This is a genomic window from Pseudoalteromonas ulvae UL12 (assembly GCF_014925405.1).
Lineage (GTDB): Bacteria > Pseudomonadota > Gammaproteobacteria > Enterobacterales > Alteromonadaceae > Pseudoalteromonas > Pseudoalteromonas ulvae.
In genome coordinates this window covers 278,633-299,320 of the sequence record NZ_AQHJ01000027.1, presented here as the reverse complement: position 1 = coordinate 299,320, position 20,688 = coordinate 278,633, and the positions used below count along the sequence as shown (strand labels likewise).

Genomic DNA, 20,688 nt, shown 5'->3' with positions numbered 1-20,688 from the left:
CGTCCCCTTGCTTCAAACAAGGTGGGTTTCTGGTAATGACATTTTTTGGAATGAGGTAAAAAATGGCAGGTAATAGTATAGGGCAGCTGTTTCGCGTCAGCACCTTTGGTGAAAGCCATGGGGTTGCTTTGGGCGGAGTCGTCGATGGGTGTCCTGCTGGGCTTGAGATAACTGAAGCCGATTTACAAGTCGATCTTGATCGACGTAAACCGGGGCAAAGTCGTTATACCACCCAGCGCCGTGAGGCCGATCAAATCAAGCTGTTGTCGGGTGTATTTGAAGGTAAAACCACAGGGACCAGTATTGGTTTATTGATTGAAAATACTGATCAGCGCTCTCAAGATTACGGCAAAATTAAAGACGTATTTCGACCTGGCCATGGTGATTACAGTTATTGGCATAAATATGGGATCCGAGATTATCGTGGTGGAGGTCGTTCGTCGGCCAGAGAAACCGCAATTCGGGTGGCCGCAGGGGCCATTGCTAAAAAATATTTAAAGCAGTTTCATGGTGTTGAAGTTAAAGCTTGTTTAAGTCAACTCGGCCCGATAAAGGCTGAAGAGTTTAATTGGTCTGAAGTTGAAAACAACTTATTTTTCTTCCCTGATCCGAGCAAAATTGATGCTTTAGATGAGTACATGCGTGACCTTAAAAAGTCCGGTGATTCGATTGGTGCAAAAGTAATGGTCGTTGCCACCGGTGTCCCAGTTGGGCTAGGTGAGCCTGTGTTTGATCGCCTTGACGCGGAAATTGCCCATTCTTTGATGAGTATTAATGCTGTCAAAGGCGTTGAGATTGGAGATGGTTTTGCCGTGGTTGAGCAAAAAGGTTCTGAACACCGCGATGAACTCACCCCACAAGGTTTTACCTCTAATCATGCTGGTGGCACCTTGGCGGGTATTTCAACCGGCCAAGATATTATTGCGTCTATTGCCCTTAAACCAACCTCGAGCATTACGATTACCGGTAACAGCATTAATACCAGTAATGAATCAGTGGAAATGATCACTAAAGGCCGCCACGATCCTTGCGTAGGGATCCGGGCAATTCCGATAGCCGAAGCGATGTTGGCAATCACATTAATGGATCATTTACTGCGTCAACGTGGCCAAAATCCGCATGTGAATTTAGCTCATGGCCCGATCCCTGGTTCGGTCGGTTAATATCGTTTATTGAGTAAAAAAGCGTTCAGTGAACGCTTTTTTTTATGTCGATTATTCAGTGTGTTGAAACGCTGCACTGAGCTGCTGTGCTAATTGAGGGGTCATCGGATTGTGAGAAAACTGATTGGTTGCAAGCACAATCGTGATGGCCGGTAATATGGGTAAATAGGGTGCAGAAATAGCAACAAGCTGTTGCATATTGCTGATTTGGGCCATTGCACCAATGGCTAACCCTTGTGCGACGAGGCCATTTAAAGCCACTGCACTGCCGCAATGTGCAATGACTTCAAAAGGTTGATTGAGTTTAATCAGCCCTTCAATGGCTGTTTGATGAAATTTGCAATCACGTTGAAAGACCACGATAGGCAGCGCTTGCTGCTGATCAACTTCAAAATCAACATGTTTAAACCATGCGCCTTGGCTGCTCTGTAAAAAGTGGCCTTCTTCAGAGCCTGGAGATCGGGTTAAAATTGCAGCATCGAGTTGACCACAATCGAGTTGGTGGCGGATCAAAGAACTTGAAGCGCAACTTACTTGAAGATCAAGGGGGTTGATGTGTTGGCGTAATAAGTCGACCAATTTGGGTAAAATAGTCTGCGCATAGTCATCAGGGCACCCCAAACGTAACACGGTATTGTGTTGATTACTTTTTAGCTCCTTTAGCGTTTTATCATGTAATTGCACTAATGCATGGGCTTGGCGGGCTAAAGCTAAACCTGCTTGTGTGAGTGTTAAGTCACGGCCTTGTTTGACGAATAAGCGCTGGCCTACGTCAGATTCAAGCTTTTTCATCTGCATACTCACAGCTGATTGACTGCGATGCACTTGCAAGGCTGCACGAGTAAAGCTGCCCGTTTCGACAAATGCAAGTAAGCTGCGTAGTGCTTCTAAATCCATATTGCCCTTTAACCTATTCGAATATCGAATGGGTGTTATAAAAATTATCAGTTAGTTATAAGGATAAAAATGCCTTATTTTATCTGAGTAATCAATCAAAGGAATCGATAATGCAATTGTATATAGGTAATAAAAACTATTCGAGCTGGTCACTTCGAGCCTGGTTAATGTTAGCAAAATCAGGTATCTCATTTGAAGAAACCCAACTTGAACTTGATACTGAACACTTTTATCAGGCGCTTAAGCAAGTCACTCCGACATTAAAAGTACCGACTTTAGTGGATGGCGATGTAACGGTCTGGGATTCGTTGGCTATTTGTGAATATATCAACGAAACGTATTTAAATGGCAGTGGTTGGCCGCAAGAACCCGCTCAGCGAGCTAAAGCGAGAGCTTTAGCGTGTGAAATGCACTCTGGTTTTATGGCATTACGAAATGAAATGCCTATGAACATTCGCGCTAAACGTATGGTTGAGTTATCCAGCACAGCCAAAAAAGACATCGCACGGATTGACGATATTTTTAGTCAATGTATGCAAGCCACTCAAAGCACAGATAAAGGGAGCTGGTTATTTGGCCAATGGTCCATTACAGACATGATGTTTGCGCCGGTCGTGATGCGCTTAATCACCTACGCAATTGAAATGTCAGCGCCCAGTCAAGCGTACATGAAGCATGTACTTGCTTGCCCAGATTTAAACCGTTGGATAGACGCCGCTTTACAAGAAACACAAATTGTTGCTATCGATGAAGCTGGGGTCGAAATCTAAACTTGGCTGCGGTCACTCAATTCACTGTGTGTTTAGCATAAGCTATTCACACAGTGCTTTTACTTTAAGCGCAAAAATCCGTACAATCGGCTCACTTAAATTTGCCACCCTCACTAAAGCAGCGCCGTAAAGCTATTGTATGCATCACATCACTGATTTAATGTCTCTTTTTGACGAGACTTTTTTTGCCAGCCATCAAACTCGGCTCATAAAAGGGCAAGACGAACCGATTTATTTGCCCGCTGATCAAAGCTGCTCATTTCATCAAATTGTGTTTGCTCATGGTTATTTTGCGTCAGCCTTACATGAGATTGCGCACTGGCTGGTGGCGGGAGAGCAACGTCGGTTGCAGGAAGATTATGGTTACTGGTATTGTCCGGATGGCCGCGATGAACAGCAGCAAGTTGCATTTCAAACTGTTGAAGTCAAACCGCAAGCGATAGAATGGCTATTGTGTGCAGCTGCAGGATTTAAATTCAATGTTTCCTGTGACAACTTAAATGGTGTTCAGCCCTGTCGCGTCAGTTTTCAGCGAGAAGTATATCAACGTGTTATGTATTTATTACAGCAGGGTCTCAACGCACGTACTGAGGCTTTTTTGCGTGTGTTAGCACACTTTTATGGTACCCCTTGGCCGATGAAAGTCAGCCAGTTTACTTGGCACGATGATTTGACGATTCAACCACAAGAAGCATGTCATGAAATTTAAATTAGGTTTGATTATTAACCCTGTCGCGGGTTTAGGTGGTTCGGTTGCTCTCAAAGGGAGCGATGGTGCCCAAACGGCTGCACAAGCCATTGCGTTAGGTGCTGAGCCAAAAGCTAATATTCGTACAAAAGCAGCGCTTGAGCAATTAATCCCTTATCAGTCACAGATTGAAGTGCTAACGGTAAGTGGCGAGATGGGGGAGCGTTTAGCAACTGAGCTAGGGTTTAGCTGCCAAGTGATTTATCAAGCGGGCACGCCAACCTGCCCCGATGATACTGAGCAAGCCGCGCAGATCCTTAAAGCGCAAGGCGTTGACTTATTACTGTTTGCAGGAGGCGATGGTACAGCGCGTAATATTTGCCATATTATCGACGATACCTTGCCAGTACTGGGTATTCCTGCAGGCTGCAAAATTCATTCGGGTGTGTATGCAATTACCCCAAAAGCGGCAGGGCGCGTGGTCGAACTGTTAGTCAAAGGCGAGCTGGTAACACTTGGCGAAGCGGATGTGATGGACATTGATGAAGAAGCGTTTCGGGCCGGTACCGTTAAAGCGAAACGTTATGGTGAAATGAAAGTGCCGACAGAGCTTCGTTATGTGCAAGCGGTAAAAAATGGCGGTAAGGAAACGGATGAATTAGTGCTCGCAGATATTGCGGCGTATGTTGTCTCAGAAATGGATGAAGACTGGCAATACATTATGGGCTCAGGTTCGACCGTCGGCGCTATTATGGCCGAAATGGGCTTAGAGAATACCTTGCTAGGCGTTGACTTAGTCGACGATCAGCAGTTGATAGCCAGTGATTTAACTGCTCAACAACTCCTTGATTATGTTGCCAACAAACCGACAAAATTAGTCATCACTTTGATTGGTGGGCAAGGGCACATTTTTGGCCGTGGCAATCAGCAGCTTAGTCCTGCACTCATCCAAGCCATCGGCAGAGACAATATCATCGTCGTGGCTACAAAAACTAAATTACAGGCACTAAACGGTCGCCCTCTGATTGCCGATACCGGTGACAGTGAGCTTGACGATGCGCTTAGTGGCTACATGAATGTAACAACCGGATTTAATGACCACGTGTTGTATCGCGTGGGGCACATTGAGGAAAACAAATGACGTATTTAGAGTATGTAGAACAAGCGCAACATTTTTTTGACCAGTTGGTTGAAAAAGCCAATGATGATGAATTGTTTGCCGGGGGGTATTTACGTGGCCACTTTGATTTAGCGGTTGGATATGCGCAAGTTGAAGAGCTAGCCCTAAGTGCTGACGAACTCAATGAGAAAGTAGAAAAAAGCTTAGTCAAAGCCTACCGTGACGGTGAATTAACCGACGAAGACAAAGTGCACGTTGTGACAATTTGGGAGCAAGTTAAAGCGCTCGCAGAATAGTCCATCCGACAGAAGTAGGCTTTGGCCTGCTTCTGGCTTGATTTCTCCCTTTCTTTGCGAATAAAAAATAATACAAGCTATTGATAAATAGTCTCTAAAAATTAATTTTTGATTTTCAGATAAAAGCATTGCTGTTACTCTGATATTCCATAATAATTGCTCGCTTTTTGACTAAGCAACACTGTTAGCACAGTGTTAACGTATTTTTGGAGTATTAGAATGAGTGACTTAATAGGCATTGGCATCTTAATTATCTTTGGGGCATTATTCGCCATGTCCGAAATTTCGATTGCTGCAGCTCGAAAAATTAAGTTGCGTGTAATGGCGGATGAAGGCAACCGCAAAGCGCAAGCGGTAATGACCTTGCAAGAACAGCCTGGTAGTTTTTTTGCCATGATCCAAATAGCGCTCAATGCGATAGCTATTTTAGGCGGTATCATTGGTGAGCAAACACTCACTCCTTATATTTCTGAATTAGTCAGTCTTATTTATGTGGGCCCTTTAGCCGATCAAATTAGCTTTTTCTTGTCGTTTTTGGTGATCACTTCTTTATTCATTTTATTCGCAGATTTACTCCCTAAACGTATCGCGATGATTATGCCTGAAGTGGTGGCAGCGAAAGTAGTGACGTTAATGAATGGGATTACTTTTGCCTTAACGCCACTTGTTATGACCTTTAATGGCATCAGTAACCTTATTTTACGCATTTTTAAACTGCCGACGGAACGTGAAGAAATTGTCACCACCGAAGACATTGTCGCAATGATGGAAGCGGGAGCACAAGATGGCTCATTACAACAACAAGAATACCATTTAATTGGCAATGTATTTGAACTTGAAGGGCGGACTTTACCCACCGCAATGACTACGCGCGAATCTATTGTCTATTTTGACATAAATGACTCCAGCGAAACCATTAGTGCCAAGATTTTAGAACACCCACATAACCACTTTTTAGTCTGTGATGGGCATTTAGACCGATTAATTGGCTCAATTGAGTCAAAAGAAATTTTACGTCAATTGCTCAAAGGTGAAACTGCGCATTTAGACGATAAGATGATCAACCGTGATGTTTTTTATTTACCCGAGACACTGACGCTGTCAGAAGCGCTTAATGCATTTAAGTCTGCGGCACAGCCTTTTGCAATTGTGGTTAATGAATACGCATTAGTGGTGGGAATGGTGACGGTCAAAGATTTGATGAGCAGTTTTATGGGGAATTTGGTCACGTTTCATGGCGAAGAGCAAATCGTGCAACGGGATGCTAATTCGTGGTTGGTCGATGGTGTTACACCAATTGTTGATCTGATGAAACTGCTCGAAATTAACGAATTTCCTGATGATAATCAATACGAAACATTAGCTGGATTTTTAATTTATATGATGAAGCGCATTCCCAAACGTGCCGATTATGTCATTCATGCAGGATTTAAGTTTGAGGCTATTGACATTGATGGGATCCGCGTTGAGCAGCTATTAGTGACTCGGGTCTCGGAGATTAAAAACACTGGTGACTCATCAGATGATTAGCAAGCAATTTGGCGATGTAATTTACTGACATTGAGCGCAAATTTTATCTAAATAAGTCTATACTCGATAGATACAAAGGAGGTGGAGTATGGACATGTCTTTGCTTCAGGCGTTTGAACATCGTGACTATTATACGATGAGAGGCGTGTATCAAGACTTTTTAGAGTTAGTTGTCAATTTTGCTGACAGTGAAATTGGCTACTTTCATTTATATGAAGAAGCGAGTGAAACCTTAAGTTTAACAGTGTGGTCAAAATCTGTTTTGAGTTATTGCACCGCAACGATAGAAAGTCATTATCCGCTTAGTGAGGCAGGAATTTGGGCAGATGCGATTCGTGAGCGCCATTGGGTGGTGCATAATCAATACACTACGAGCCAAGGCGCACAAGGTTTGCCTGAAGGGCATTTTAAGCTACTTAATCATTTAGCTTTTCCATTATTTATCGCTGATAAAATTGTTGCTGTGATTGGTGTTGGCAATAAAAGCACTGATTATCAAGATGACGATATTCGTAACACGAGCCACTTTATTGATACGATTTGGCAAAAAGTCGGTCATAAAGTGAATCGAATTAAAGTTCGTGAGCAATTAATCGAAGCGGAATTTTTACAGCAAGGTCCACAGCAGATTCTGCTGGAAATGCTAAAAGCAATCTCCCATACCTTAGAGCTTCGTGATCCTTACACTGCCGACCACCAAAAACATGTTGCTTATATTTGCACTGATATAGGTAAAGAACTGCAGCTCGAAGAAAAAGTCTGTTTGGGCTTATACGTAGGGGCGTTGATCCATGATATCGGTAAAATGCTGATCCCAAGTTCTATATTAACCAAACCGGGTGCATTATTTGCTGAAGAGCTACTGCTTTTAAAAGCACACCCAAGACATGGCTTAGAAATATTTCGTGATACTCATTTTCCTTGGCCAATTAAAGACATGATAGGTCAACACCATGAGCGGCTTGATGGCAGTGGATACCCTAATGGGCTAACCGAACATGAAATTTGCTTAGAAGCGAAAATTATCGCGGTGGCTGATACGTTTGATGCGATGAGCAACGATCGTCCTTATCGCGTTGCACCCGGAAAGAAAAAAGCCATCGAGGTCCTCATGCAAGGGCGAGGTATTGTGTATGACCATTATGTAGTTGATGCATTTATGAGGTGTTATGAACGCGACCCCACGTTTGCCGGTTGTTATGGTTAGTGTGATGAAAAAAAAACCAGTCTTTCGACTGGTTTTTTATTAGTTTTTACGAGGGTGTTTTTGGCCTCGTTTTTCGGCACTGCGTGGGCGGCCTGTTTCTCTAGGCTTTTCAAATGCTTGATTTGATGCTTGATCTTTATGAAGCTGCATATTCATTGGGCGCTTACAAATAAAGACTTTTTGGAAGTGTTTAAGCGTATCTTGTGGCATATTCAGTGGTAACTGAACAGTACTGTGATCATCAAATAAACGAATGTCGCCAATGAACTTGCTTGGAATATCCGCTTCATTGGCGATGGCACCAACGATATTTTTCACTTGTACGCCGTGCTCACGACCCACTTCAATACGATATGTATCCATCGGTCCGTTATCGCTGTTACGACGCTCACGAGGTTTGTCACTGCGCTCAGCTCTAGGGCTACGCTCGTCACGACGACCGCGGCCTTCACGCTCTTGACGTGAATTTCTATCACGAGATTTATTATCACGATCATTTCGTGCTTCGCGGTGAATTGGCACTTCTTTTACTTTAATCGGCGCGTGTTGTTGAGCAAGAAACAATAGAGCACCAGCTAAGTCATTGCCTTCAAGGCCTAGTTGCTCAGATAATTTCTCTGCTAATTCGTTGTAATACAGAATATCTTTTTGCTCAGCACTGGCTGCTACTTTTACAGCCAATTGTTCAATGCGTTTTTGCTCAACAAGCTCCGTACTAGGCATGCCGACTTGTGTAATGTTTGATTTAGTATGACGAACAATATTTTTAAGTAAGTAACGCTCGTTGTGTTTTACAAACAAAATCGCTTTACCAGTGCGCCCAGCACGACCGGTACGGCCAATACGGTGTACATATGCTTCTGAATCTTGTGGAATATCATAGTTAATGACTAACGATAAGCGCTCTACATCCAGACCACGTGCAGCAACATCGGTCGCAATCACTATATCCAGTAAGCCATTTTTGAGTCGCTCAACCGTACGCTCACGTGCTTGCTGGTTCATATCACCATTTAGAGGGGCTGCAGAAAAACCAGCTTGCTCGAGTAATTCAGCAATTTGCACTGTGTCATTTCGGGTGCGAACAAATACAATGGCACCATCATATGTTTCAGCTTGTAAGAAACGAATAATGGCGTTGTTTTTATGTGTATTAGCTTGCCAATAGACTTGCTCAACGCTTTCTACAGTACTGTTTCGAGGTGAGATTCTAACGTGCTCAGCATTTTCTAAGTAGGTGCTGCAAATACTTTGAATTTGCTGTGGCATGGTGGCTGAGAATAAACACGTTTGTTTATTTTTAGGTGTTTTAGCCATGATGGTTTCAACATCATCTATGAACCCCATACGCAGCATTTCATCCGCTTCATCAAGTACAAGGGCCTTAAGGGTATCAAATTTGATTGTACCGCGATTAAGGTGATCGATTAATCGACCTGGTGTGGCAACAATCACTTGTGGGCCTCTGCGTAGACCACTTAATTGAACGTTATAGCTTTGGCCACCGTACAGAGCTAATACGTTAACACCAGATACAAACTGGGCGTATTGTTCAAACGCTTCTGCAACTTGAATTGCGAGCTCACGGGTAGGCGCTAACACTAATACTTGTGGGTGCTTGATACTGGCATCAATATTGTTCAGTAAAGGTAATGCAAATGCGGCTGTTTTACCTGTACCTGTTTGGGCGAGTCCGAGTACATCCTTTCCATCTAGTAACATAGGAATACATTGGGCTTGGATTTCTGAAGGGGTAACGTAGCCTAATTTCTCGACAGATTTTAAGATTTCAGAAGAAAGGTTTAAGGATGAAAAAGTGACTGGTTCGGACATTAATGCGCCTCACAAATTGAAAGAGGCGCGTAGTATACAGGAAATAGCGAGTAAGTGCTTGTTTAATTCACCAACAATAAGTCGCAAGCACCCGTTTTTACTGATAAAGGCTTAAATTTTGTTTCGCATAGGCTTCAAAGTCAGTAAAGCCGCCAATGTGCTTTTGGTCTAAAAATATTTGCGGTACGGTTTCGACAGGGACACCCGCAGATTTTTCTAAGTCTGCTTTAGAAATACCTTCTTTAATAATATCAACATACTTAAACGAAAAATCATCACGTTCTTCAGTTAATTTTGTTGCTAACTCTTTTGCACGAACACAATAGGGGCAGCCATCACGGCCAAAAATTACTGTAAACATTATCACCTCGGTTATTTGTTTTGATGTGGCTAGTATTACGGAACTTTCGCACAAAATACACTCAATAAAATCGATAGTCTCTTTCGTAAAAATTGATTGAGGTAGTTAATTTGTACAGCAATATCGATTATTCATCTTCAGGAATGGGGAAATTAAGCGTAAATGTCGTGCCTACGCCAACAGTGGAGTCGATATGAATGTCGACATGATGGGATTGTAAAATAGCAAAACTGACGGATAATCCAAGCCCAGTACCGACATTTTCGGGTTTGGTGGTAAAAAATGGATTGAAGACTTGGCGCTGCGTGGCTTCATCCATGCCGCACCCTGTATCAGTAATCGTGATGCAATGATAACCTTGCTCGGTCTTGGCTGCGATTGTGAGTTCACCACCATCGGGCATTGCTTGTGCGGCGTTAACAAAAAAATTGACAAAGACTTGTTGTAATTTCCCATAAAATCCCTGAATTATCAGCGGTTGATCATCTGGGATCAGCATGTTGACGGTGTGGCCATATTTTAGTGAGTTCCACACCACTTTGAGTGAATCTTGAATACATTGTGTTAATGAGATCTGTTGGGCCGCAGAGCCATCGTCGGCACGGGAGAACGATTTTAGGCTATCGACGATTTCTTTGACTCGTAAAACCCCTTCAAGGGTTGTTGGCACGAGTTGTTGAAAGTCTTGTTCTACAAAATCAAAATCAGCGCATGATTTGATATTTTTGAGTTGTAGTTTTTGCTCATCACTGAGCATTTCTTCGACCTGCTTTAACAGATCGCTATATTCGCCAACATAATCCAGTAAGGTTTCTAAATTACTATTAATGTAGGCGAGTGGATTATTAATTTCATGGGCGACCCCGGCAGCCAACTGACCTAGCGAGGCCATTTTTTCACTTTGTAATAATTGCTTTTGCGTTTTTTGTAATTCGTTATAGGTCGCTTTGAGTTTGACATAATTACGATGTAATTTTTCTTCGGTTTTGCGTCTAAAAATCGCAGACGTTAACTGCTTAATTGCAGTATTAATTGTCTGCAAAAATTCATTGGAATTCTCATTATGATCCAGTGCAATTGCGATGAGACCTGATTCGGTTGTTGACAGTGGATACACCACACTCAATAGCTCTTTGCTCTGGGGTAATGACTTGATGGTATAAAACAAACTGCGATCATATTGACATAGCTGCCATTCATCATGACTTGACTGTTTGAGTTTTGCAATATGGGTTAAGAATTCTTCATCGGTAGCAAAGGGCTGCCACGGTTGAGAGCGTAATTTAATATTGATCAGAGATTGCTCTGGGTGAGGGTGATGATACTTAATATTAAAAGCAAACTGGTAATCAACCAGCATTAATACATGTTCGATGAAGGCGGTAATTAATTCATCCAGCGATTTCTCAGATAAAATATCGGAAGTCAAATAAGAAAGAAATTGGAGATGCACTTGTTTACTTGAGGCTTGTTCATACGCTTCGAGAAGTAATACTTTTGATTCATAGGCACGGTGACTAAATTCTTCAAGCTGCAATTCGACTTGCATGCGAGCACGCTTTTCGCGTAACAGCGCTTTTTCAGTGGCAATGAGTTGCGTTTGTAAATCGTCGGTCATTTGAAATAGACCATAATTTTAAACTTTTCAGGGCTTTCGCTAGGGGTAATCGTGATGGTCGTGGTCTCATTAAAATGTGATGATGCCCCTTCAATTAACCCTTGAGCCAAATAGCCCATGCCTCGTGAAGACAGGTAATCTAAGCATACCGTTTTTTCATCAAGCTGTGTGCAATGCAGTGAGGGGGTTTGCGCTTCAGGGTCAAGTTTTTTTACCTCAACATGGATCACCGTATCAATTGAAAATAAAAACTCTTTAAGATTATCAATAAGCTTCACTTCTGCAGGGCTTTTAGCAAGTAAAATAGGAAACAGCCAACGGCCAAATTCAAGTTGCATCTCCACAGAATCGCGTTGACAGTGAGTACAGGCGGAAACAAACAACGCCATAAACTCGTTGTCAGGGTAGGTCATAGTGCCGACGTAGCAACCATCCTCATCAAGTGCTGTGTCATCTAGGATGTTTTGCCATGCGATTAGGCCAAAGCTATCGCTTATAAAATCTGCAAAGTTGGTAAAAATAATCCCTTTCATACTGAGGCTCCTAAATGAGTGAGTTGTTGAGATAGTATCTCGTTCTCTGCTCTGAGTTGGTTGAACTCAATTAACAGAGCGACAATATTTTTTAGTTCAAAATTATCCCAAGGTTTAGCCAAAATAATTTTTGCGACATCGTCGTTGATGGCTCGCTGACACTGTTCCATATCGGCATATCCAGATAGCAGAACGCGGCCCATGTTTGGATAGCGGTCACGAATTTGAGTCAGTAACTCTATCCCATCTATTATTGGCATTCTGATATCAGAGATAATCAGATCAATCGAATGCTCATTTAAAATCGATAATGCTTCGCTGGCGCTATTGGCTGTCGTTATCTGGTACTGCTTGCGCAGTATTCGAGTTAAGGCATTGAGCACTTCGGGCTCATCATCGACTAATAAAATATGTGCCATCAGACACCTCCTTATTCTAGAATAGAATATATCTAAAAAAGTGCTTAATTTGTAATGCCTTGCTGAATGTTCGGTACCAGCAAATACTTAAAATCATGCAGTAGGTTTTTCACATTTCGCTTGTGGGGATGCAGACTTAATGCAATCAAGGCATGCTTGAGCGCGTTTAGCCTGTCTCCCGATTCGCGATAATACTCGCCATAAAATTCAATTAACAATGCCTTAGCCCGTTTGCGAGTTAGCGGTAGGATGTCTGGATGATGGCCGATACGCTCGATTATTTCGGCCATGGCCTCTAAACGATTAATGCGATTAGCCGTAATCGAGTTGGGCCGCATTAAATACCCCATAGTCACCGCCTCACTAAAGGCGACGTCGCCGAGCATAGCAATACGTAGCCAACAATCCCAATCACTGGCGGAACGTAATGTCGGGTCAAACCCTCCTGCTGCAAGAATGGCATCTCGCCTGACGACAACAGATGACGTCCCAACCACATTGGCTTGCAATAATACGTTTAATGGGTCGGTGATGGTTTTGTATTCAGTATCTTGATTAGTGTGTTGATTGGCAAACTCAGGCCAAAATGAAAAGCAGTCAATGATCCCTTCGTATTGCATATCGACATGTAAGTAGTTGGTGAAGGTTAAAACACATTGCTGATTTTTACGCATGTGGTTGATTTGTGCGCTGAGTTTGTTAGCAAACCAATAATCATCGGCATCTAAGAAGGCGATAAACTCACTGTTGGCTTTTTTAATCGCATTATTTCGTGCGGCAACCACGCCTCTTTGCACTTGGCGAATAACGCGCACTTGATTAAATGCTCGTTCGGCGTGGTTAAGCCATTCATTGCTGCCATCGGTTGAGCCATCATCAATAATGATGATTTCGATGTTGAGTCCTGTTTGCTGTAGCACACTACTGATTGCTTTTGGCAAAAACGTCCTGCAGTTATAGTTTGGGATGATTACGCTGACATCTTTAGACATTATTTGTCCTCCACATTGCTTGCGTGTTGTATCGCAATTCCAGTGCCAATTAGGCTGCATCTATAAGTTAACTAATGGCACAGAAGCAAAAAGATTGGGTGAAATGGGGGGGGAGTCTTACAATTCAATACCTTAAGTATTATGTTCTGCCTATTAAGGGATTGAATTTATTTATTAGCGATGGTTTTATGTGTTGCTTTAAAATGCCAACCGATTTTGAGTTTGCTTTGCAAAATGCAATAAATGTTTGCAAAAGGCGCTAAATCAAGCCAAAAACGCGAGTTTTTAGGCGGCATGAAGTTTGCGATACCACAGTATCAAACTTCAATGTGAGTTCAAGCTATGAAACATATCGCCTTTTTCATTAATGAGTTTCCAGTTCCTTCAGAAACCTTTGTGCTAACTGAAATTGATGCGCTTTTAAAACAAGGTCACCCCGTTACTTTGTTTTGTTTTACATATTTACAAAATGAAGTGGTGCTTCCCAAAGGTTTAAAAGTGGTCAGTGTCGCCGAAGTTTCGACAAAAGAAGTGGCGGTTTATTGCACTCAGCGCTCAATGCGTTTAGCAAAAACCTGGCAACTTGCCTTAGAGTTAGATGCAATTTCTGCGCAATCATTACTTTATCACGGCGCAAAGTTAGCGTGTTTACTTAAAAAGCATCAATGTCAGCACATTCACTGTCATTTTATGCACAGTGGCTTAGCCTATTCAATGATTGCAGCTTGTTGGGCGAATATTCCAGTGTCGAGTATTGGTCATGGTCATGATGTGTACATTAATCAACAAAATCTAGAAACTAAGTTGCGTCGTTGCAGCTTTAATGTTGCTGTGTGTGGTGATATGGAAGCACACTTTGCTGGTTTGGGTGGGCAAAAAACCAATCTATTGCATTGTGGGGTTAACATTGAACGATTTGAATTTGCACACAAACCTGTATCGGATGAAAAAAAGCTTCTGTTTGTTGGTCGCTTGGTTGAGAAAAAAGGGCTGACCTATGCACTGAGTGCGCTCGCCAACCTACCGCATGAAATACGCCCTGTGCTCGATATTGTGGGAGAAGGGCCGCTTAAAAAAGCACTCATGAAACAAGTTGAGCAACTCAGGCTCAATGATTATGTACGCTTTTTAGGTTATCAAACACCGGAGTGGATCAGTCGAATTGGCTTGCATTACCATGGCTTTTTGGCACCTTTTTGTATTGCAGATAACGGCGATTGTGATACGGGCCCTGTGGTGCTCAAAGAAGCCATGGCGATGGGGTTACCTGTCATCACCACTAATATTATGGGGTGTCCAGAAATAGCGACAGCCGATACAGGATTTTTAGTTGAGCAAAAAAATGTCACTCAGCTAGTCAAAGCGATTACGGCATTTTGCCAATTGCCAGCCACATCGTATTTGAGTATGCGTCAACACGCCCGCCAACAAGTCGAACAGTGCTTTAATGCACAGTTGCAAGGGGCTAAATTATCACAATGGATAGAGCAGGCACGTGTATGAAATCAGCCAAAGAAATGCTGCTTTATGTGGTTGCTATTTTTATGCTCAAAGGGCTGAGTTTTATCATGCTGCCCATGGTGACCCGTTTTTTAACGCAAGCAGAATATGGCCAGCTTAACGTTCTTGTATCGATGGCTGCTGTATTGAGTTTGTTCATGACCTTTGGGCTTGGCGAGGCACTCTTTCGTTTTGCTCACACCTGTCGTGCACCCGATGAGGTGATGCGCCAATGTTTATTTTTATCCACGCTGATTTGCTGCGCGATGCTCTTGATTGGCCAACTATTGTTAACACCCATACTTGAACAAGTGTCGTTTGCACCCGCACCAACCGATGTGCGGCTTTTGCTGATAACCCTCACCGCTGGCGGTATGTTAACTGTGCCGTATTGCTATTTTCGCTTAACTCAAAATGCCACAGCCTTTGCGGTTTTTTCTATTGCACAAGGTGCACTACAGACGTGTTTATCGGTGTGTTTTCTACTACTGGGTTTTGGGATCCGCGGTTTAATGTATTCAGGGGCGATCAGTGCGGTGATTATCCTGGTGGCTGTTTTGGTTCATTACCGAGCAACTTGGTTTGGGCCTAGAGTGGCGTTTAATCGCACCCATTATCAATATTGTTTGTTTATTTTACTCTCAAGCTTGTGTTTGTATGGCTTTAATGGTGCTGAAAATTGGTTGGTGGTCGCGGCTTTAGGAGCTGAACAATTGGCCTTATTTTTTGCTGCTGCACAATTTGGATTAATGGTGTCAGTGGCATTTGAACCGTTTCGGATGTGGTGGTACGCGAAACGGTTTCAATTTCAAGAGAAAGATTCAGAACAAGGCGCGCAATATGCACTTTTTGGTGTGCAATTGGGGATGTTTCTGACAGTGTTAATGTTAATCATCGCACCTACTTTATTGGCTATATTGTTACCCGCACACTTTGCGCCTAGTTTGAGTTATATTCCGTGGTTTTGTTTGATTATGGTGGCGCGTTTTCATGCGGAGTTACTGAACTTAGGGTGTTACCTAAAGAAAAGTGCCAGCCTGGCGTTGTTTGTCAATGCTACGACTGCAGTATATTTGCTGGTCGCTGGTTATATTGCTCTTGCTCATTGGGAATTGAATGGCTTATTTGCTGTGATGGTGAGCGCCGCATTCATTCGGGCAATCCTGTTTTTTACGATTAGTCAGTATTTACTCCCATTAGCGTATCCATTTCGACAGTTAGCCTTGAGTTGGCTGATATTTTTGGTGGTGTTAGGTCAAACGCTTGTGTTTGAGAGTCAGTCTGCTTTGCCTTTAATGGCTGTGTTTATCAACCTTGTTGCAATTGTTTTGAATCTCATTGTGCTAAGTGTCGGGCATCAACCTTTCATAAAACAATGTTATCAGCGTATCGCAGGTCAAGTTAGGGGCAAATTGGCATGAAACCAGATTCAGCACAGTTTCCAACAGCAACAGTTGCTATGGCGCAACCTAAAGTAAACTTAGCGATGTGGCTCACGGGTATTTTTTGTGTGCTAATAATTGTGCTCTACCAAGAGCTGGGTTTTATCGCTGCTTTTGCAATTGTGTTATTGCCGTTTGCAGCAGTGATGGCAGTGCAAATCAGTACTGTGTTTATCATCTTATTTATCTTGTTTAGTTATTTTCGGCTACACGAAGCGTTCCCGGTGTTAATGCCATTTAAAATTCCAAAGTTGTTAGCACTGGCTTCATTGGCTGGGATTGCATGGCACTTGTTTATTTCACGTAAGCTCACGCCATTTTGGCACACGGGACATATGGCATTTTGCTTAGTGTTTGTATGGGTGACGGTTTCAGTTTTTGCAGCTAAAGATCGCCCTTTGGCGATGCAATTTTGGATCGATATTTTCACTAAAGTCTTTTTAATGGTGTTTGTGATTAGCTGGTGGTTGAATACCAAAAAAGCGTTTAATTGGGTACGCTTTGGTATTATGTTGTCAGGCGTGTTAGTCGCGTGTGTTGCCTTGTATAACAAGGCTAATGGCATCGGATTAGTTGAGGGCACTCGGGTGACGATATCTCGTCATCTTCGATCACAAATTGGCGCTCCGAATGATTTATCGCTGGTACTGATGTTTCCGGTTTCTTTTTTAGCTGCAGAACTGTTTTGCGCTCACAACAGCAAATGGATCCGTTTTTTAGCGCTATTAGGATTGGCCATAGTGATTTCTGGGGTGATTGCAACGCAAAGTCGTGGAGGATTACTTGGAATTTGTGCTGTGATGGCTTATTTCATTTATCAAAAAGTTAAAAACCCTGTGGTCGTGGCGGCCATCGGTGGGTTGGCAATGTTAGTGTTGATTGCAGCAGCCGGTATCAGTGATCGCCAAAGTGGCGGTGCAGCTGAAGAAGGGGTCGACGCATCTGCGATGGGGCGGATTTATGCATGGCAAGCCGCAATTAATATGGCGACATCGAACCCATTAACAGGAGTGGGGGTGAATAACTTTGTTTCGAACTACTATTTTTATAGCCCTCATTGGGATGGGAAAAATCATGCCGTGCATAGTACCTGGTTTCAAGTACTCGGTGAGACTGGCTTTGTCGGCTTAGCAGTCTATTTTTTAATGCTGGCAGTCATCGTGCGCTCATTGCGGCGAAGTTTCATGATTTGTAATCAATTATCTTGTGCGAGTTTGATGCTAAACACCAATGCACTGCGGGCAGGGTTACTAGGTTTTTGTGTGGCAGGCACATTTTTAACACAGGCATTTAACTGGCCTATTTATATTATTTTATCGTTAACCATTGCGCTTGAAAAAATGACGCAAGCTGAATATGGATCATTAAGGGGTTAAATATGCTATTAACTATTAAACAATGGGTTAAAACAAATGACAGCCCACAAGCTCGATTCCTTCGCCGCTTTGCACATCTTATTTTAAACCCCCAAATACCGGTGATCCCTGGTGTGCATTCGCTGTTATATTTATTGCATAAATTAGTCGTCAAACTCTGGCAAGAGGGCACACGGGTTGTCTATTTTACGCCGTTGTTGAAAAGCCAAGTGGCAGGCACGAAACAGCAATTGTATCTGTATTCAGGTTTACCACTGATTTTAGGGCCATTGTCGATTTCGTTAGGCAATCGTGTTCGAATTTCCGGGATTTCCACTTTAAGCGGTCGCAGCGCATCCGCTGACAAACCTCAGCTAATCGTCGGTGATAATGTGGATATTGGTTGGCAAAATACGTTAGCCGTAGGCACGCGCATTGTGTTAGAAGATGATGTGCGTCTCGCTGGGCGAGTGTTTTTAGCTGGGTATCCTGGTCACCCACTCGATAATGATGCACGCGCACAAGGTGCCCCTGATAAGGATGAACAAGTTGGCGACATTATTATTAAACAGGGGGCATGGTTAGGTACTGGCGTCACTGTGCTTGCTGGCGTAACAATTGGCCAAGGGGCAATTATTGGTGCAGGTGCAGTTGTCACTAAAGATGTTCCTGCGTTTTCTATCGCAGCTGGTAATCCAGCGAAAGTGGTCAAAACGCTTTAAACCCTGTACGTGTTTGCACTAAAACCCCTTGTTGCAGTTTGCAATTAGGGGTTTTTATTTTGCAAATAAATAAAGAGTGCTTTCATTTAATTTATTGAATTTATGATGTTTTATATTTGGTCTTAATCATGCATTCCTTAGGTACATTTACTTGAGGGTGACTCATTATGAAACAACTTTTACTCGGGTGCGCGTGTTTAGCGAGTGTAGCGGGCTTTGCTGAACCATTTGACACCTGTCCTTCTAAAGCATTTTTAGTGCAACAAAACAAAGCGGTGCTGTTTGGAGTGAACCTCGCGACGGGGAGTGCGTTAACGTTAGCCAATGAAATGGGTACCAATAACAAAATCAACGCGATTGGCTTTAGTGTGCATGATCGTTATCTTTACGGCTGGGGATATCAAAACCGCAGTTTTATTCGCATCGGGAAAGATTATCAAGAGCAGCCAATCACGACATCGGGTTTTCCAAACACTGATTTTTTTGTCGGTGATGTCTCGGTACTTGAGAATGCTTATTATGCCTACAAAAAAGGCTCAAGTTTAGGGTTGTATCGACTTGAGCTGGACCAATCAAGCCCTGATTACCTGCAAGCTCAGCGAGTGATTGATGGTGGACAATTAAATTTAAATATTTTTGATTTGGCCTTTCACCCAAGCACTGGCGATGCGTTCAGTGTAGACAGCCGAGGAATATTGTTTCAAATAGATGTCGCGACTGGCCAAGCAACGGCTGTAGCTGATGTGGGTGAAAGCGGTACGTTTGGGGCCGTCTATTTTGACGTTGAAGGTAATTTTTACATCAGTAGAAACCAAGATGGTCATGTCTTTCGCATTGATGTGGCAGCGTCGCAACCCGTGGCGCAATTTTTTGCGTTTGGTCCGATTTCAGGAAACAACGATGGTGCACGGTGTGCGACCGCACCCATCATTGATGAAGACGATACCAGTATCGACTTTGGTGATGCCCCTGATAGTTATGGCACTACATTAGCGAGTAACGGAGCACGACATGAACACAATAGCGATGGTCTTTTTCTTGGTTCGATAGTCAATGGTGAGGCGCAACCAAAGGCCTCCGATGATTCGGATGATGGTGTGCAGTTTGTAACTACATTAGAAACGGGTTTTGATGCATTGATTGTCGTTAGCGCGTCTCAATCAGGCTATCTGAATGGCTGGTTTGATTGGAACAATAATGGTCAGTTTGATACTGATGAGCAAGTACTCAGTGCTGAGCAACTTCAAGCAGGCAATAATACCTTTTTAATTTCAGTGCCTGACAATGCAGTAGCAGCCAATACATGGGCACGTTTTAGAGTGACAGAAGGGGCCGTCGTTGGCGCCATCGGTGGTGTTGGCAATGGTGAAGTCGAAGATTACTCCATCACGGTGCTTGATTCAGGCATTAGTCGCCAATACTACCCCAGCCAAAGTGGTTGGGTTACGTTGGCCTATGAAGATTTATGGCCTGAAGTGGGCGATTATGATTTCAATGATGTGGTGGTGAAGTACCGTACGATTACCGATACTAAAGAAGGACAGGTGGTACGTTACATTATCGAGGGCCAGTTGGTCGCTTTGGGTGCCAGTTATCACAATGGTTTTGCTGTGCGCTTAGCGGGGGTGGCGGCTTCGCAAATTAACCAAGCAGTTATTCATCATCAAATCAATCAACAAACACAAACTTTCTCATCGCTTGAAGCTAATCGTAACGAAGCCATTATTGTGGTGATGCCTGATACCAAAAACTGGGCAGCCAGCACTGGTAGCTGTCGTTTTTTTAGGACGCAATCTGGATGTGAAAATGATGCTTTAGTTGACTTTCGAGTGTCCGTGCCTTTAAGCAGTGGTATCAGTGAAAACAGTGCACCGAGTGGATTGTTAGACCCATTTATTTTTGCTGTTAATGGTCAAAACCATGGCCCATTTGTTAACCCGAATAATGCTCGTGGCTGGGAAGTCCACCTAAAGAATCAGTCCCCTACAGAAGCATTCGATAGCGGTTTATTCGGTCAAGCGGATGATCGAAGCCAAGCAAGTGCTGGATTTTATTATCAATCAGAGTCAGGTCTTCCTTGGGCAATGGAAATGGGGGCTAATTGGGCGCACCCTAAAGAGAAAATTGATTTGTTATTGGCTTACCCAGAATTTGCCGAATTTACCCAGTCATCAGGGGTGGATAAACCACAGTGGTTTAGTCGTCCAGCCGCTAATCAAACGATTAATAATTAAGGAGAAAA

The 20,688-nt window shown here is 43.1% G+C and carries 19 protein-coding genes; 12 read left to right on the top strand and 7 right to left on the bottom strand.

Features of this window, described 5'->3' with window-relative positions; all coding sequences use genetic code 11:
* Nucleotides 1-62 precede the first annotated feature (62 nt).
* The gene (aroC, locus tag PULV_RS09440; RefSeq protein WP_086743811.1) at nucleotides 63-1,163 is read left to right on the top strand and encodes a chorismate synthase; all 1,101 of its coding nucleotides are present in this window, start codon (nucleotides 63-65) and stop codon (nucleotides 1,161-1,163) included.
* A gap of 51 nt (nucleotides 1,164-1,214) precedes the next feature.
* Here aroC and PULV_RS09435 read toward each other — a convergent pair whose 3' ends face one another.
* Nucleotides 1,215-2,060, bottom strand: a complete 846-nt coding sequence (locus PULV_RS09435; RefSeq protein ID WP_193331559.1) for a LysR family transcriptional regulator — start codon at nucleotides 2,058-2,060, stop codon at nucleotides 1,215-1,217.
* A gap of 110 nt (nucleotides 2,061-2,170) precedes the next feature.
* Here PULV_RS09435 and PULV_RS09430 point away from each other — a divergent pair, with 110 nt between their 5' ends.
* The 6 genes from PULV_RS09430 to PULV_RS09405 all read left to right on the top strand — a co-directional run bounded on the left by PULV_RS09430 (nucleotide 2,171) and on the right by PULV_RS09405 (nucleotide 7,671).
* Complete coding sequence (locus PULV_RS09430) at nucleotides 2,171-2,830, top strand: glutathione S-transferase family protein (protein ID WP_193331558.1); 660 nt, start codon at nucleotides 2,171-2,173, stop codon at nucleotides 2,828-2,830.
* Nucleotides 2,831-2,969: 139 nt separating this feature from the next.
* On the top strand, nucleotides 2,970-3,539 hold the full coding sequence (locus PULV_RS09425; protein ID WP_086743808.1) for an elongation factor P hydroxylase: 570 nt from the start codon (nucleotides 2,970-2,972) through the stop codon (nucleotides 3,537-3,539).
* Nucleotides 3,529-4,659 carry an ATP-NAD kinase family protein gene (locus tag PULV_RS09420; RefSeq protein ID WP_193331557.1) on the top strand — a complete coding sequence of 377 codons (1,131 nt, stop codon included), beginning with the start codon at nucleotides 3,529-3,531 and terminating at the stop codon, nucleotides 4,657-4,659. Before PULV_RS09425 ends, PULV_RS09420 begins: the two co-directional genes overlap by 11 nt.
* Complete coding sequence (locus tag PULV_RS09415) at nucleotides 4,656-4,934, top strand: YfcL family protein (RefSeq protein WP_086743806.1); 279 nt, start codon at nucleotides 4,656-4,658, stop codon at nucleotides 4,932-4,934. The genes PULV_RS09420 and PULV_RS09415 overlap by 4 nt, the downstream gene beginning before the upstream one ends.
* A 219-nt stretch (nucleotides 4,935-5,153) precedes the next feature.
* Nucleotides 5,154-6,464, top strand: coding sequence for a hemolysin family protein (locus PULV_RS09410; protein ID WP_193331556.1), 1,311 nt, complete (start codon nucleotides 5,154-5,156; stop codon nucleotides 6,462-6,464).
* 88 nt (nucleotides 6,465-6,552) lie between these two features.
* The gene (locus PULV_RS09405; RefSeq protein ID WP_227009380.1) at nucleotides 6,553-7,671 is read left to right on the top strand and encodes an HD domain-containing phosphohydrolase; all 1,119 of its coding nucleotides are present in this window, start codon (nucleotides 6,553-6,555) and stop codon (nucleotides 7,669-7,671) included.
* Between the two features lie 39 nt (nucleotides 7,672-7,710).
* On the opposite strand, the gene PULV_RS09400 is transcribed toward PULV_RS09405, so the two are convergent.
* From PULV_RS09400 to PULV_RS09375, 6 genes are all read right to left on the bottom strand, one after another.
* A complete protein-coding gene (locus PULV_RS09400; protein ID WP_193331555.1) occupies nucleotides 7,711-9,504 on the bottom strand; it encodes a DEAD/DEAH box helicase in 1,794 nt (597 codons plus the stop codon).
* A gap of 97 nt (nucleotides 9,505-9,601) precedes the next feature.
* Nucleotides 9,602-9,865, bottom strand: coding sequence for a GrxA family glutaredoxin (locus tag PULV_RS09395; RefSeq protein ID WP_193331554.1), 264 nt, complete (start codon nucleotides 9,863-9,865; stop codon nucleotides 9,602-9,604).
* A gap of 127 nt (nucleotides 9,866-9,992) precedes the next feature.
* The gene (locus PULV_RS09390) at nucleotides 9,993-11,483 is read right to left on the bottom strand and encodes a sensor histidine kinase (RefSeq protein ID WP_193331553.1); all 1,491 of its coding nucleotides are present in this window, start codon (nucleotides 11,481-11,483) and stop codon (nucleotides 9,993-9,995) included.
* Nucleotides 11,480-12,016, bottom strand: coding sequence for a heme NO-binding domain-containing protein (locus PULV_RS09385; protein ID WP_193331552.1), 537 nt, complete (start codon nucleotides 12,014-12,016; stop codon nucleotides 11,480-11,482). Before PULV_RS09385 ends, PULV_RS09390 begins: the two co-directional genes overlap by 4 nt.
* Complete coding sequence (locus PULV_RS09380) at nucleotides 12,013-12,435, bottom strand: response regulator (RefSeq protein ID WP_193331551.1); 423 nt, start codon at nucleotides 12,433-12,435, stop codon at nucleotides 12,013-12,015. The genes PULV_RS09385 and PULV_RS09380 overlap by 4 nt, the downstream gene beginning before the upstream one ends.
* 44 nt (nucleotides 12,436-12,479) lie before the next feature.
* A complete protein-coding gene (locus PULV_RS09375) occupies nucleotides 12,480-13,427 on the bottom strand; it encodes a glycosyltransferase family 2 protein (protein WP_193331550.1) in 948 nt (315 codons plus the stop codon).
* 342 nt (nucleotides 13,428-13,769) lie between these two features.
* On the opposite strand from PULV_RS09375, the gene PULV_RS09370 reads away from it, so the two are divergent.
* The 5 genes from PULV_RS09370 to PULV_RS09350 all read left to right on the top strand — a co-directional run bounded on the left by PULV_RS09370 (nucleotide 13,770) and on the right by PULV_RS09350 (nucleotide 20,680).
* Nucleotides 13,770-14,930, top strand: coding sequence for a glycosyltransferase (locus tag PULV_RS09370; protein ID WP_193331549.1), 1,161 nt, complete (start codon nucleotides 13,770-13,772; stop codon nucleotides 14,928-14,930).
* Nucleotides 14,927-16,348 (top strand): lipopolysaccharide biosynthesis protein, encoded by a 1,422-nt coding sequence (locus tag PULV_RS09365; RefSeq protein ID WP_193331548.1) that lies wholly within the window; start codon nucleotides 14,927-14,929, stop codon nucleotides 16,346-16,348. The genes PULV_RS09370 and PULV_RS09365 overlap by 4 nt, the downstream gene beginning before the upstream one ends.
* A 38-nt stretch (nucleotides 16,349-16,386) precedes the next feature.
* A complete protein-coding gene (locus PULV_RS09360) occupies nucleotides 16,387-17,745 on the top strand; it encodes an O-antigen ligase family protein (protein WP_193331632.1) in 1,359 nt (452 codons plus the stop codon).
* A gap of 2 nt (nucleotides 17,746-17,747) precedes the next feature.
* Entirely contained in the window at nucleotides 17,748-18,446 is a 699-nt protein-coding gene (locus tag PULV_RS09355; RefSeq protein ID WP_193331547.1) for an acyltransferase, read from the top strand.
* Nucleotides 18,447-18,613: 167 nt separating this feature from the next.
* Complete coding sequence (locus PULV_RS09350) at nucleotides 18,614-20,680, top strand: LruC domain-containing protein (RefSeq protein ID WP_193331546.1); 2,067 nt, start codon at nucleotides 18,614-18,616, stop codon at nucleotides 20,678-20,680.
* The last annotated feature ends 8 nt before the right edge of the window (nucleotides 20,681-20,688 follow it).